We start from the raw sequence: 14,011 nt of genomic DNA, 5'->3' as shown, positions 1-14,011 counted from the left end.
CAGCGGTAATAAGTTTCAGCATAGCCTGTTCAAATCGGAATTGGAATCAGCGCCTGTTCGCGCTGTGCCGATGCAACAGCAAGATCAATACCAGTTTTCTATCAAAATAAAAAAGCTGCCTCTATTGAGACAGCTCGGTTGTATATTAATGAGGAATATGGCGACTCGATTAATGCAGCAGTTCCGACTTCAGCCAGTTGATGTATTTATCCTGATCCATAAAATCCGGTACGCTCCCCAGATCCAGACTGAAATACTGCTGATTGAACTGAATCACAATCTGTTCGGTATAGTGCCAGTCCTCGATCAGCGTGAAATATTGATCCAAGAACAACCGGTTCTTATCCCCATTATTCATCCTTTGTAATTTTTGATCTGTTTTATTTGCGACAAACTCACCGTACACCTGCTGAATATCAGCAAAAACCTGAATTGTTTGCATGACTCACCTGCTTAAATGTTATGTCGTGATCTGTGCGACCCCTTCAATTTAGCAAGCGAGTTTGAACAGCAGATGACAGTCCTATGGCAATCCTGTCATCTAAGTCAGGCTATAACTTGTTTTTAACCGCTTTCTGGTTAGCAGTCGCCACTCGTTCCATCTGCTTATTCAGGTGCAGCATTTCTTTATACAGCGCATTAAACTCTTGCACAGCTTTATCGTCATAGAACATAAAGGTATTATTTTTCTTTTGCCATTTATGCTTTTTCAGTACTGTAAATAAGGCATCGGCCTTGGCCAGCGTCTGTTTTTCAATTTCAAAAATGACATGTGCATTACTATTTTGCTGACTGTCTTTCAGGGTCAGGCTCAGTTGCTGGCGATAACGGTTTTTAATATCCAGTTGCTGCGCCTTGTCGATCAGCTCGGCATCGCGCTGCTGGATTTTCTGCTGATAGCTGTTCACAATCTGATGGACTTGCTTGAGCATGGCTTCAGTTTCTTTATAGCCTTGTGCCTGATCCTTGGCCAAGCGGTCGATATTCAGAAAATTCTGCCAGTTGGCGGCTTTTAAGTCGCGTAGATACTGATTGCGTTCCTCGGCACTGTCGCGCAATTGCCCCAGCATAAATTCTGCCATGATGGCATAGTCACCATCCAGACGGTCATCCTCAAGTTCAATCTGAATCGGTTTAGACCAGTCCTGTGCCTGCTGCGCAATGCTCTCGGTTTTTTCTTCGAGCACGGTTTCATATTCGAGCAGCTCGGCCTGATGTTTTTGCTGAACCGAATTCTGATAAAACAGCCCAATAAAAATTGCCAGTGTCACAGCGGCTACAATCATAAAAACACGCGGCATGTATACGCTCCAGCTCTGTCAGTCAGATCTTGTTGATTTACATCCACTATGCTTATTTTTTAAACACAATTCAAGGCATTTGATTTTTCCAATAATATGTCTAGCTTAGACAGAAATTGCTCCCCTCACAAAGCTACCCTTTCCCAGCACACTATTTGTCGATCTCGTTGCATGGCAGATTTAATAAGCTCGTTTAACAAAGTTATCTAGACCGACAGGCGCACATTATGGGGAATTAAACGGCAGGCTCAGATTCAGCCGGTTCGGATCGAATTGCTCGCGGACAATACTCACATTGGTGGCATCGCGGTTAATTCCAAAAGGTTGCAGCAATACATACACCCCATTTCTTGGGTCTGAAGACTGCAAGCCCTGTGCGATGGCCAATACATATTCACGGAACACCACAGGCAGGCTATCCAGATCAGGGTCGGCAGGTGCACGCATCACATCAATATTCGCGACCACATCACCATCCACGCTATAGGCCTGAATTTCACGTTCAATTTTCATCAGGCGCATTTGCAGGGCTTTGCGCTGGCTGTTCTGTTCCTGATAAGGCAACATTTTTTCAGTCACGGCGCGCAGTTCCGGTTCCGCCATGACAGTCAGGGTCGGCAAGACGACAGAATTAGCAGCAGGCGCAGCATGGCTTAATATCGGTAGGCTAAAAGCAGTACAGGCCGTAAGAAAGCCGAGTTTAATTAATGTTAGCAGATTCATCATTTTCACCCTCGTTTGGAAAAGGGAAAGCATCAAAGCTAAATCTTACAAATAATACCAGTGCCTATTGTTAAGTTTGATAAACGGTCAATGATGCATAAAAAGGCAGGAAACCTAGAAAAAGAAGAAGTTGAAACAACTGAAAAATAGAAAAGAATGCTGATCTGGCTTTGGTGCAGGCAAAAAAAATCCCCAAACCAAGTTTGAGGATTTTTTGAATATGGTGGCGAGACCCAGGATCGAACTGGGGACACACGGATTTTCAATCCGTTGCTCTACCTACTGAGCTATCACGCCGATGCGGTGTATTAAGCCGTATCTGGCCTCATTAGTCAATCAAAATTATGAAAAAAATATTTGAGTGGCTGATTTTTGGCCTAAAAAAAATCCCTGATGGGATCAGGGATTGAAAACTTTGAAATCGTTTTAAAATATGGTGGCGAGACCCAGGATCGAACTGGGGACACACGGATTTTCAATCCGTTGCTCTACCTACTGAGCTATCACGCCGATGTCGCGTATTAAACAGTTTCAGCTGTAAATCGTCAAGAGCAGAGAGAATAATTTTCATCAAATGTTTACTTTTCCATCAACTCGCATCAATTTGAGTCATAAATCGAACAGTGTTTACCAAAGACCTCAGCAATAAAACAGATTTAAGCGCTTATTTACATAAAAAAGCAGCCTAATGACTGCTTGATATTGCTCTATCTTCAGATTTTTTCCAGATTGGCGAGACAACGATGAATGGCCCCACAGCCTGGGACGAAATTTTTCACGCCTTTTTCTTCTTCCATGCGGCAGACTTCGCTGACCAGCCTTTCTGCCACACCACGACCGCGATTGGCCGGATGTACCACGATATTTTCCAGAATGCGGCTTTCGCCCTGTCCAGTGCACCAGATTGCCCCAATAATTTTGCTATTAAATTCTGCGCTATAAACTGAGGTATACTGTGCAAGGTTTTGCTCTAGTTGTTCCATGGCATCTGCCCCGTCGCTAAATTCCGGGCTCGTGTCATACAGTCGCTCAAGCTGGCTGCGCACTTCGTCATTTTCTAAAGAAGTATAAGCATGTACGGTGATAGGCATTGATAAACCCTCCTGAGCAATCTAATATGCGGTGACTTCGTCACGGCGAAAATATTTTCTACATCAATCATTTTGACGTATTTGAGGAACGTGTCTATGACAGATCGTATCAGTGAAGTGGTAAGAAATACCAACGAAACCAAAATTCGAGTTCGTTTGAATCTCGACGGTACTGGTCAAGGCACCTTAAACACGGGTATTCCCTTTTTAGATCATATGATTGATCAAATCAAGCGTCATGGCCTGTTTGATATTGATATTCATTGTGATGGCGATCTGGAAATCGATGACCATCATACTGTGGAAGACTGCGGTATTACGCTGGGTCAGGCATTTGCACAGGCATTGGGCGATAAAAAAGGCCTGAAACGCTATGGTCATTTCTATGCGCCACTCGATGAGTCTTTAAGCCGTGTCGTGGTAGATCTGTCTGGCCGTCCGGGTCTGTTTATGGATATTCCATTTACCCGTGCCATGATCGGCCGTTTTGATGTGGATTTATTCTCTGAGTTTTTCCAGGGCTTTGTAAACCACTCCTTGATGACGGTACATATCGACAACCTGAAAGGCAAAAACAGCCATCACCAGATCGAAAGCGTATTTAAAGCATTTGCGCGTGCGCTGCGTATGGCCTGTGAAGTGGATCCACGTGCTGCCAATACGGTAGCTTCAACCAAAGGTACACTGTAATGACCCGTATTGCCCTTCTTGATTATGGCATGGGAAATTTGCACTCTGCGGCAAAAGCATTAGAACATGTCGGTGCCACGGTAGATGTGACCAATGATCCTAAACTGATTGCGCAAGCAGACAAGATTGTCTTTCCGGGCGTAGGTGCGATGCGTGACTGCATGCAAGGTATGCACGAAGCCGGGATTGATGAAGTGGTACGTAATGCCCTATTTAACAAACCGGTACTGGCCATTTGTGTCGGCATGCAAGCCTTGATGCAGCATTCGGAAGAAAATGGCGGTACCGATGCACTGGGTATTTTCGAAGGTGCGGTCAAGCATTTTCCGGAAATGGCGGGTTTAAAAGTGCCGCATATGGGCTGGAACCAGGTGCATCAGGCTGATCCTGATCATCCGATGTGGAACAATATCGAACAGGATGCACGTTTCTACTTTGTACATAGCTACTATGTAGAGCCACAAGATTCAGACTTGGTAGCAGCTACTTGTACCTATGGCATTGAGTTCTGTACTTCAATTCATAAAGAAAACCTGTTCGCGACCCAGTTCCATCCGGAAAAAAGTCATACTGCCGGTTTGCAGTTATTGAAAAACTTTGTGGAATGGAAAATCTGATTTTCCTTTCGCCTAAAAGCTCGCAGATTGCGGGCTTTTTATTGATTATTTTTTACACTTTTCATTTATAAAAAACCCCTTTATCATAGACTTGCTTATAAAAAATATAATAAAAACAAAGGAAAAATAATGAGTAATACAATTCAGGATTCGGGGTGGAATGCATCAGGACGTTTTGGGCGACGTTCTTATATCGCATGGAATATGCTGCTTGGTTTTTGCTTTATGAGCATCGGGATCATTGCTGCTTTCATCTTGCCTGGAATGAGTCCAGAGACTTTAGATGGTAAAATGTCCATGCCTTTAATGGTGGTGTTGGTTTTGATCTACGGCCTTGCGATTTATTTTAGCGTAATTTTTTTAATTCGTCGTTTACATGACCGTAATCATAATGGCTGGCTTTCTTTACTGATTTTTGTGCCTGTCGTGAACCTTGTCTTTACACTTTACCTGTTATTGGCACCAGGTCACAACGAAAGTAATGAATATGGTCCTCCACGTACTACACGTGGCTGGGAAACGCTTTTGGTGGTGCTGTATCTGGTACTCGCGGTTATTTTGGCAGCCTTTGCTGTCCCTGCTTATCAGAATTATGTTGAACGTGCTCAACAGGCGCAGATGGAATAGAGTAGCTATCACACTGATTAATCCTTGTTAAATTTTGCATAAAGCCCATTCTGCATGGGCTTTATTTTTGCCTAGAGCTGGAAAAGTGATTAAGCTGAACGCATTCATTTCATGATTGAAGCTTATGCAACAGCTGCTGGACACTTTACCAAGCAAGGAACAAATTCAGGCCTTTCCTGTATTTCAAAATCTTCCGATGCAACAGATTCAGGTGATTAATCGTCTGGAACAATGTCATGCTCTTGAACAGGAGCTAAAAAGCTGTGCAGTTCTGGGTTTCGATTCTGAATCCAAACCGACCTTTAAAGTTGGTGAGGTTTCTACCGGGCCACATCTGATTCAGCTGGCCACTTTAGACAAAGCCTATTTATTTCAAATGAATGATGTGATCTGGGATTTTCTTAAACCGATCTTTGCCAGTCGAGACCAGATCAAGGTCGGTTTTGGCCTGAAAAATGATGCGCATCTGTTCCGTAAAAAAGGCATTGAACTGAATAGTGTGATTGAACTGTCTAAATGTTTTAAAGCTTTTGGTTTAAACAATCCGGTCGGATTAAAAAATGCCATGGCGTTATTGTTTCAGTTGAATTTTCCTAAATCCAAACGGATTAGTACCTCGAACTGGGCCAGCAAGAAGCTAAGCCCGGCACAAATTGATTATGCAGCCGCAGATGCCTACGCGCCCGTGTTGGTATTTGAAGAATTACTACGTCGGGATTTATTACCCAGAGAGATTCCCAATACTTCATTAAAATTAAGAATCCGTCCTTCATCGACGGCTTAAGTGCTTGCATGGCCTGCTGGTACTGGCAACTTGATGTACGCATGAAAGCTGTGATGAACGCGGTCGATGAGAGAGCTGTGACTTTAACAGGTCTTACAGCTTCGGTTATCGACCAGCTCAGTACACGATCCGTTGTGGAACATCTGATCGCCATTAAAGAGACGGATCACTAAAACCATTAAAATAAATTACCTCACTGCTACCTATCTATGGACAGGTTTTCTTTATTCATACCGTTTAAGAGTTAGAAATTTCGACTTTATTTGCTAAGATGAATACACTCAAATTCATTCTAAAGATTAAGCAAGGAGCGAAAGCATGCTGATCATCCCTGCAATTGACCTGAAAGATGGCAAATGTGTCCGTTTAAAACAAGGTCGTATGGAAGACGATACCGTATTTTCAGACGATCCGGTCGCAACAGCACAGCATTGGGTAAATGAAGGCGCTCGCCGCTTACATTTAGTAGATTTAAACGGTGCTTTCGCAGGTACACCAATCCATAAGCCAGTGGTTGAAGCCATTGTCCGATCTCAACCTGATTTGCCGATCCAGATTGGTGGTGGTATCCGTTCTCTGGAAACCATTGAGCATTATCTGCAAGCCGGTGTTTCTTTTGTGATCATTGGCACCAAAGCAGTTCAGGATCCTGAATTTGTTGAAGAAGCATGTCGAAAATTTGCTGGTCATATTATTGTTGGGATTGATGCCATGAATGGCATGGTAGCAACAGATGGCTGGGCCAATGTGACTGATGTCAAGGCTACTGACCTGGCGAAACGTTTTGCCGATGCGGGCGTGTCAAGCATTGTCTACACGGATATCGCGCGTGATGGCATGATGCAGGGTGTGAATATTGAGCAAACCGTGAATCTGGCGCAATACTCAGGTTTGCCTGTGATTGCTTCAGGCGGCGTGACCAATCTGGATGACGTGCGTAACCTGAAAGACCAACCGGGTATTTTAGGTGCAATTACCGGCCGTGCGATTTACGAAGGTACATTAAGCTTGCGTGAAGCACAGTTATTGCTAGATGAGCAACAGGCGCTATAATTAACCTGAGTTCGACATAAAAAATAAATAAAAAAAAGCCTTAGCATCTGTAATATCTTGGTTACGAAGACAAAACATTTCAGAGCAAGGCTTTTTCATGGACTATATTACCGAATTATTTTGTATCTTGGATGATTTCTGCAAAAAGTTTAATGAATCTTTAGAGAAAGCTCTAATTTCTGATCAAAAAACAACAATGAAAAAGTCAGCTTTAAGCTTGTCTGAAGTCATGACCATTGTCATTTTATTTCATAAATCCGGGTTTAGATTTTTCAAATATTTTTATTGTCATATGATCATCCCATTTTGGAAATCAGCTTTTCCCAAGCTTCTTAGTTACAATCGTTTTATTGAAATTATGCCGCGTTGTTTGCAAGCTTTGAGTAGTTTCTTCCATCAAGTTAAAGGAGAAGATACCGGAATTTGTATTATTGATTCGACTAAATTGGTCGTTTGCCATAATCTTAGAATTAAAAGACATCGTGTATTTAAAGGCTTAGCTGGTCGTGGTAAAAGTAGCACAGGTTGGTTTTATGGATTTAAAGTCCATATTGTTATCAACAACTTGGGTGAAATTATTAATCTCAAGATTACATCGGGAAGTGTTCATGATGTTGCTGTACTTGAATCTTTAACCCAAGAGTTAAAAGGTATTTTACTGGGCGATAAAGGCTATCTGAGTAAAGCAAAAACTGAAGCTTTAGCAGCAAGGGGGCTCAGACTATTAACCCCGTCACGCAAGAATATGAAAAATAAACCCATCCAAACTGAAGAAGAAAAACAATTGCTTTGCAGAAGAGGATTGATCGAAACAGTGAATGATCAGTTAAAAAACTTACATCAAATTGACCATTCACGTCATCGTTCGGTGAATAACTTTATGGTGAATATTATGGCTGCTATAGTGGCTTATTGCTTAAATCCAAATAAGCCAACTTTCCAAAACTTGCTAAAAAGCTAAAATATTTCATCGAACTCAGGTTAATTAAGTCTGCTGTAAAAGAGGTCTTCGGACCTCTTTTTTATTTTTTTAATTTTCTGATCTCCTGGCATGTCTACACTTATTTCCAAAAATCACTCCGGCTGGATGGTGAAAGCGCCGCAACTCGCCTTGATCCTGATCACCATTATCTGGGGTGGCAGTTTTACTACCGTGCAATACGGGCTGAACTTTAGCAGTCCGATTATGTTTGTCGGCCTGCGTTTTGCTGCAGCAGCGCTTGCCGTCACCCTGATTTCCCTAAAGTCGCTAAAAGGCATGAACCTGAAAGAGGTGTTCGCTGGCGCGGTAATTGGGATCATGATCGCCATCGGCTACGGCACCCAAACTGTGGGTTTGCAGACCATCAGCAGCAGTGAGTCGGCTTTTTTAACGGCCTTGTATGTTCCGCTGGTTCCGATCCTGCTCTGGCTCATGTTCCGTAAAAAACCGCATGTCATGACCTGGATCGGAGCGCTGTTTGCCTTTATCGGTCTGGTGTTTTTGACAGGAAATGGTTTTGCTGCGATTCAGCTCAGTTTCGGGCAAACCCTGACTTTGCTCGGTTCGATTGCGATTGCACTGGAGATTATTTTTATCAGCCATTTTGTCGAGCAGGTGAATGTACGCCGGGTCACCGTGCTGCAACTGATTTTTGCGTCCTTGTTCTGCTTTATGATCGCACCTGTTTTAGGTGAATCTCAGCTACCTGAATTCCACTGGCATCTGGCAGGGATTTTATTCGGTTTGGGCATTGCCAGTGCCTTGATTCAACTGGTGATGAACTGGGCGCAGCGCATGGTCGACCCATCACAGGCAGCGATTATCTATGCCGGCGAACCGGTATGGGCAGCCCTGTTTGGCCGTCTGGCCGGAGAACGTTTACCGTCACTGGCTTTATTAGGCGGATTGCTGGTGGTACTGGGCGTGATTGCCAGTGAATGGAAACCGAAGTTTTTAAGAAAACAACCAACAGAAGAATTAAAGCAAGATCTTTCTTAATTCCGCTAAATCCCCCTGAAAAAGAGGGATTTTTTTCTCTAGGGAAATACGGCTAAAATTATTTGCTATACATCGGTCTATTGTCATTTAAGCGCATGATGCCGCGAATCGCCCGATACACAATCCAGATCCAGGCCAAAACCACCACCACTAAACAGAACGCGGATGCACCAAATGCGACCCCTGCAAACAGGTTAGGATCTTCACCGGTAAAGAACAAAAAGAAAAATGGAATAAAGGCGACGATATTCCAGAACAGATACCACCAGAAACTGCGGATCTGCCAGGTAAAATGGCTTTCAAAGATGGAACCGCGCACATCGTGCCGTTTCACATAGTTAATGATCAACGCCACAAGAGCCAGCAGGCCAGCACTAAAAATGGCCACAATATATAAAATGTACAGTGCAAAAGTCAGTGTGCGGTTTGAATCTTTATCAATGGAATAGTTCACGTCCCCTCCTAGTACTTCCCCCTAGATATTTAAACTATTCAATGGGGAAATTAGCCATATAATCAAAATGATGTTAAAGACTATGGTACAAAAATATATCTGCCGGAAAGGTTGTTTTTGTGTTTTATGCCGTAATTTCTGCTGTGCCAGCCATGCTGCTGGCCAGCCGCCCAAGAAAGCCACCAGATGCAGAGTATTTTCCGGAATACGACGGTCGCCCAACTGGGCTGCTTCTTTGTCTTGGGCATAAAGCCAGTAGCTGAGCGCATTCATCAGGCTGACCAGCAACAACACCAGTCCACTCAGTAAACCACCCAAGGTCAAAGCCACCAGTAAAAGAATATAGGCCACACAGGCAATCTGCATCGGCTGTAATTTCTGTGTCTGCTGTGGCTTGGAGGGTTTGAATTTTGCTTGCAGACTTTTGGCTTGTACTGCTTTCAGGTACATCACCTGCTGCGCACGATAACGGCCGCGTTCATCCAGAATGACCAGATAATCCAGCGCACAGCCCACGATTGGACGTGGGCCAGGCTTGGCAAAGTCCTTGATATGCAGAAATACGCGATCTTTGGCCGGATCACTGGGCTGGATAAAACCATAGCCTTGGTCATCAAACCATTCCACTAAGCGTCCCTGATCGCGCATATTCCCTATCCCTGTTGATTTGATTGTTTAAGCGGTGACGAATTTTAAGCGTTCAATCAGCATATTACGCATTTCATCCGGATTTTTTTGCAAAATATCTTCGCCAGTACGGCCTAATGCTGCATTACGCTGAGCCACCTGCAGACGCATCATCCAGAACCGTCCTGCTGCCATAGCCAGATACAATTCCAGACAAGCGCGTTCATCACTGGTTAAAGGACGAATCGTTTCATAGGCATTTAAAAAGGCAATCGCTTTTTCTTCGTTCAAGACCACGTCAGGATATTCGGTACAGAAGTCATTTAACGTAATAGCAATATCAAACAGCCATTCATCTTTATTTAGCTCATAAAAATCCAGAATGCCATTCAGCTGATCGCCTTCAAACAAGGTATTGTCACGGAACAGATCGGAATGAATAAAACCGCGTGGACGATCCGGATATACCGCCGTCAACGCCTCATATAAACCTAATAATTTACCGAGCAAGACTTTATCTGCCGGACTTAAACTTGGTTTGATCTCTTGAGAAACGGCCAGCCAATAGGCATGATCACGCACAAAATTACGTTCTAATTTAAAGTCTTTGAGTGCCACATGCATTTTCGCCTGAGCCACTGCAATCGCTTCAACCTGCGCAATGGTAGATGGCATCGGATGTTCACCCATCAGGCGTGGTGCAATCTGTGCCGGTTTATCTTTAATGCTGTGAATGGCCTTGCCTGAATGCGACAAAGGCACGGGAACGGCCAATCCGGCTTGACCCAGATGTTCTAGCACGGGAACCAGTTCACCTGCCGCCTGTTCATCCATATCCTCAAATACTGTCAGCACATATTGCTGATCTTCGCAGACTAAAAAATAGTTGGTATTTTGAATACCGCCTTGAATGGGAATCAGATCAATCGCCTTTAAACCATAAGGCGCTGCAAAATCCTGAACTTCCTTTAAAGTCAAAGTGGTATAAACCGACATAGAAAACCTGCGAAAAAACTTACATAATTTTGCTAGAATACCGTTTCCATCTGCCAAGGTGTAGCGCTTGCGTGGGTGAGTTTCATAATCGGCTGTAATAATTGGAAAAATTTATGCTAGCTAAACGTATTATTCCTTGTCTGGACGTGGATAACGGCCGCGTGGTCAAGGGTGTCCAGTTCCTTGATATTCGTGATGCGGGTGACCCGGTCGAAGTGGCGCGCCGTTATAATGAACAAGGTGCCGATGAAATTACTTTCCTTGATATTACCGCTACACATCATGGACGCGACACGACTTATCGTACTGTAGAGCGTATGGCCGAATCTGTATTCGTACCGTTAACTGTAGGTGGTGGTGTCCGTAAAGTCGAAGATATCCGTTTATTGCTCAATGCCGGCGCAGATAAAGTCAGCATTAACTCGGCTGCGATTTATAATCCTGAGTTTGTGCAGGAAGCGTCTCAACGCTTTGGCGCACAATGTATCGTGGTGGCGATCGATGCCAAAAAAACCGGTGACCATAAATGGGAAATTTTCACCCACGGTGGCCGTAAGGAAACCGGGATCGATGCGATTGAATGGGCCGTGAAAATGGCTGACTTCGGTGCAGGTGAATTACTGATTACTTCGATGGATGCCGATGGCACCAAAGCCGGTTACGACATTGCCCTGATGCGCGCCATCAATGACCGCGTCACGGTACCGACCATTGCTTCTGGCGGTGTGGGTAATTTACAGCATTTGGCGGACGGCATTATTCATGGGGGTGCCGATGCGGTACTGGCAGCTTCAATTTTCCATTTTGGCCAGCACACCATTCCGGAAGCCAAAGCCTATATGGCAGCCCAAGGCATTGAAATGCGCCTTTAAGCCGTTTTAGATGATGATTTAATTAAAGAGTGTTTTTATAAACACTCTTTTTTTATGCCTTAAATAAAACAACACAGCAAATACGGGACAAAAAAAAGGAGTCTTTCGACTCCCTATAAAACCAAGATAAGACTACAGCACTTGGTATTCAAAATAACTCATTACACCCAGAAATATTATCAGTATGAGGCTTTGCTCACCGACAGGAGCAAATAAGTGAAATCCACAGGACAATATTGACAATACAATCGTATTTTATTGACAAATCACGACAAAGCCCTGTTTTACTCCATAACCTGCGTATTTAACTGCTTCATTACCGTATTTTTTGCAGTATTTTTCGTCATCTTAGAGTAAGCATCGGCCGATTTAACTAGAAAATATTGTTCTGCCCAGCGGTTCAATTTTTTCGAGATCGGTGCAGGCGAGCTCAAACCTAAAGGATTCTGTTCCTGCAAATCTGCCGAGGAAATCACACGGGTACCGAGCAGATAATCAAACCAGGGCTTGGTGACGCACCAGTTGGCATCCTGATTACTATTCATATGATGATCATAATGCCAGGGTAATTTCTTTTTGGCCCATTCCGGTTCCAGATGAGCCCGGCGATGTAAATAATAATAGTTGCCTGCACTATACAGGGCGGCCAGTGACATGCCTTTGGAGAAGGGATAAAAACTGAGTCCAAAGACGGTCGCAACGACTGCCAGTGAGGCAATTTCATTGCGGGTACGCCAGTTGTCCAATCCTTCTACATAGCCGAAATCGGAAAATTCCGTTTTCCGCACAATCCGGTGATGCTCCCAATGTGAGCGCATACTCTCGGGTACCGGACTATAACGGCTCTGTCCCGGCTGGTGAACACCATGCAATACATATTTATGTGCAAACCATTCAAATCCATTTGCGACGACAAGTCCTGCCAGAAAACCTTTCCACATAATCTTTTACCTCTTGGTCTATTTTTAATATAGGCTAAATAAAAGACTAGATATTGACCAAAATATTCAATATGATTGACAAAATACGACAAAATAAAAGAATTAAAAATGCTGGTTCTAAAAAACTACGTAGGTTCAGTATACGGTGGTTTAGGACATTTACTTTTGGACTATTATCAGTTGAAACAGCTTGAAGTCCCTGAGAAATTATTGGCCATTCAAAATCTGGAACGCTTTGATTTCGCCTTGTGGCGTGATCTATTAACGACACTTGATCAACAGCTGCAACGACCGGCTTTAGGCTTGGAAATCGCCCAACTGGTTGAAGCTAAACACCTCGGTATTATTGGCTATCTGGCACTCTCAAGTGAGACCTTGGGTGAAGCCTTTATGCGCTATCATGATTATCATCGTCTGATTTATGATGGCGGCCCACTTCAGCTGCAATGGCAAGGCGATTATCTGTCGATTGGCTGGGTTGAAGTTCCCTTTCATCTGAATACCCAACTGACCGATGAAATCGCGATTGCGCTAATGACGGAATTCGTAAAAGCCAATGTTCAGAACCCGCACGGGGTTCAGTTATATGAAGTTCATTTCCAGCATGTAATGCCTAAAAATATTGCACTCTATGAGCAGTATTTCGGATGTAAAGTCCGCTTTTCTCAAGCCAGAAATCAGGTATTGATGCATGTCAGTGAACTGTCCAGACCACTGAAACAGGGCGACCAGACCTTGCAAAAACTGCTGATGCAACAGGCCAAAGCATTATTAGAAAAATTCCCGTACTCCACTCTGGTAGATCAGCAGCTGCAACAGGCGATTCTAATTGGCCTGCAAAAAAACCTGTTCCAGATCAAACATATTGCCGAGCAGATGAATTTTTCCGTGCGTCAGTTACAACGCCATTTACAAAAACAGGGCAAAACTTATCAGCAATGTATGCAGGAGATTCGCTGCATGCTGGCTATGCAATATCTGAAAGATCCGCACTTGAGTTTGCAGGAGACTGCCATGTTACTGGGTTATTCTGAACAAAGTGCGTTTCAGCGTGCCTTTAAGCAATGGACCCAGCTGACACCGCAGCAGTGGCGCCAACAGAATATGCCAGCTGCTTAAACTACCAGCATGTTCGTTTGATATACGGGCTTCAAGCAGGGTTGACGATTTTAATCCCTGTCCCCTATCACCTGATGATAGATAGAAAAATAAGGAATTAAAATATGGGTAGATATCTTCCCGAATTGCTCGGCA

At 43.8% G+C, this 14,011-nt stretch carries 18 protein-coding genes and 2 tRNA genes; 10 read left to right on the top strand and 10 right to left on the bottom strand.

The annotated features are described in order from the left end of the window. Positions 1 to 169: 169 nt before the first annotated feature. From HGD77_RS01525 to HGD77_RS01500, 6 genes are all read right to left on the bottom strand, one after another. Entirely contained in the window at positions 170 to 442 is a 273-nt protein-coding gene (locus HGD77_RS01525; RefSeq protein ID WP_168730638.1) for a hypothetical protein, read from the bottom strand. Positions 443 to 551: 109 nt separating this feature from the next. Continuing rightward, positions 552 to 1,301, bottom strand: a complete 750-nt coding sequence (locus HGD77_RS01520; RefSeq protein ID WP_168730637.1) for a hypothetical protein — start codon at positions 1,299 to 1,301, stop codon at positions 552 to 554. 225 nt (positions 1,302 to 1,526) lie between these two features. Continuing rightward, positions 1,527 to 2,024, bottom strand: a complete 498-nt coding sequence (locus HGD77_RS01515; protein ID WP_168730983.1) for a hypothetical protein — start codon at positions 2,022 to 2,024, stop codon at positions 1,527 to 1,529. Between the two features lie 221 nt (positions 2,025 to 2,245). Further along, positions 2,246 to 2,321 (bottom strand) — tRNA-Phe (locus HGD77_RS01510). Between the two features lie 137 nt (positions 2,322 to 2,458). Beyond that, positions 2,459 to 2,534 (bottom strand) — tRNA-Phe (locus tag HGD77_RS01505). Positions 2,535 to 2,737: 203 nt separating this feature from the next. Next, on the bottom strand, positions 2,738 to 3,115 hold the full coding sequence (locus tag HGD77_RS01500; protein WP_004278652.1) for a GNAT family N-acetyltransferase: 378 nt from the start codon (positions 3,113 to 3,115) through the stop codon (positions 2,738 to 2,740). Positions 3,116 to 3,211: 96 nt separating this feature from the next. Between HGD77_RS01500 and hisB the strand changes: the two genes are divergently transcribed. The 8 genes from hisB (at position 3,212) to HGD77_RS01460 (ending at position 8,867) form a co-directional block, all read left to right on the top strand. Then, entirely contained in the window at positions 3,212 to 3,805 is a 594-nt protein-coding gene (gene hisB, locus HGD77_RS01495; RefSeq protein ID WP_004729244.1) for an imidazoleglycerol-phosphate dehydratase HisB, read from the top strand. Then, complete coding sequence (gene hisH, locus HGD77_RS01490) at positions 3,805 to 4,422, top strand: imidazole glycerol phosphate synthase subunit HisH (RefSeq protein WP_168730636.1); 618 nt, start codon at positions 3,805 to 3,807, stop codon at positions 4,420 to 4,422. The genes hisB and hisH overlap by 1 nt, the downstream gene beginning before the upstream one ends. A gap of 129 nt (positions 4,423 to 4,551) precedes the next feature. After that, entirely contained in the window at positions 4,552 to 5,049 is a 498-nt protein-coding gene (locus tag HGD77_RS01485) for a DUF805 domain-containing protein (protein ID WP_168730635.1), read from the top strand. A gap of 124 nt (positions 5,050 to 5,173) precedes the next feature. After that, complete coding sequence (locus tag HGD77_RS01480; protein WP_168730634.1) at positions 5,174 to 5,833, top strand: 3'-5' exonuclease; 660 nt, start codon at positions 5,174 to 5,176, stop codon at positions 5,831 to 5,833. Positions 5,834 to 5,841: 8 nt separating this feature from the next. Next, positions 5,842 to 6,006 (top strand): hypothetical protein, encoded by a 165-nt coding sequence (locus HGD77_RS01475; RefSeq protein WP_168730633.1) that lies wholly within the window; start codon positions 5,842 to 5,844, stop codon positions 6,004 to 6,006. A 145-nt stretch (positions 6,007 to 6,151) separates the two neighbouring features. Continuing rightward, a complete protein-coding gene (gene hisA, locus HGD77_RS01470; RefSeq protein ID WP_004278658.1) occupies positions 6,152 to 6,886 on the top strand; it encodes a 1-(5-phosphoribosyl)-5-[(5-phosphoribosylamino)methylideneamino]imidazole-4-carboxamide isomerase in 735 nt (244 codons plus the stop codon). Positions 6,887 to 6,983: 97 nt separating this feature from the next. Beyond that, positions 6,984 to 7,847 carry an IS982 family transposase gene (locus tag HGD77_RS01465; protein WP_004729973.1) on the top strand — a complete coding sequence of 288 codons (864 nt, stop codon included), beginning with the start codon at positions 6,984 to 6,986 and terminating at the stop codon, positions 7,845 to 7,847. 90 nt (positions 7,848 to 7,937) lie between these two features. Continuing rightward, positions 7,938 to 8,867 (top strand): DMT family transporter, encoded by a 930-nt coding sequence (locus HGD77_RS01460; RefSeq protein ID WP_168730632.1) that lies wholly within the window; start codon positions 7,938 to 7,940, stop codon positions 8,865 to 8,867. 58 nt (positions 8,868 to 8,925) lie between these two features. On the opposite strand, the gene HGD77_RS01455 is transcribed toward HGD77_RS01460, so the two are convergent. The 3 genes from HGD77_RS01455 to HGD77_RS01445 are packed head-to-tail and all read right to left on the bottom strand — an operon-like array spanning position 8,926 to position 10,944. Next, positions 8,926 to 9,321, bottom strand: a complete 396-nt coding sequence (locus HGD77_RS01455) for a DUF4870 family protein (RefSeq protein WP_004278660.1) — start codon at positions 9,319 to 9,321, stop codon at positions 8,926 to 8,928. Between the two features lie 21 nt (positions 9,322 to 9,342). Beyond that, positions 9,343 to 9,969, bottom strand: a complete 627-nt coding sequence (locus HGD77_RS01450; RefSeq protein WP_168730631.1) for a DUF1294 domain-containing protein — start codon at positions 9,967 to 9,969, stop codon at positions 9,343 to 9,345. A gap of 27 nt (positions 9,970 to 9,996) precedes the next feature. Next, on the bottom strand, positions 9,997 to 10,944 hold the full coding sequence (locus HGD77_RS01445; protein WP_168730630.1) for a homoserine kinase: 948 nt from the start codon (positions 10,942 to 10,944) through the stop codon (positions 9,997 to 9,999). Between the two features lie 113 nt (positions 10,945 to 11,057). Between HGD77_RS01445 and hisF the strand changes: the two genes are divergently transcribed. Next, positions 11,058 to 11,816, top strand: a complete 759-nt coding sequence (gene hisF / locus HGD77_RS01440) for an imidazole glycerol phosphate synthase subunit HisF (protein ID WP_004647284.1) — start codon at positions 11,058 to 11,060, stop codon at positions 11,814 to 11,816. A 284-nt stretch (positions 11,817 to 12,100) separates the two neighbouring features. Here hisF and HGD77_RS01435 read toward each other — a convergent pair whose 3' ends face one another. Further along, the gene (locus tag HGD77_RS01435) at positions 12,101 to 12,757 is read right to left on the bottom strand and encodes a sterol desaturase family protein (protein WP_168730629.1); all 657 of its coding nucleotides are present in this window, start codon (positions 12,755 to 12,757) and stop codon (positions 12,101 to 12,103) included. Positions 12,758 to 12,865: 108 nt separating this feature from the next. On the opposite strand from HGD77_RS01435, the gene HGD77_RS01430 reads away from it, so the two are divergent. After that, entirely contained in the window at positions 12,866 to 13,876 is a 1,011-nt protein-coding gene (locus HGD77_RS01430; RefSeq protein WP_168730628.1) for an AraC family transcriptional regulator, read from the top strand. The last annotated feature ends 135 nt before the right edge of the window (positions 13,877 to 14,011 follow it).

Source organism: Acinetobacter sp. NEB149, from assembly GCF_012516415.1.
GTDB lineage: Bacteria > Pseudomonadota > Gammaproteobacteria > Pseudomonadales > Moraxellaceae > Acinetobacter > Acinetobacter lwoffii_V.
The sequence above is the reverse complement of the archived record's forward strand: the minus strand, read 5'-3'. Positions and strand labels throughout refer to the sequence as shown.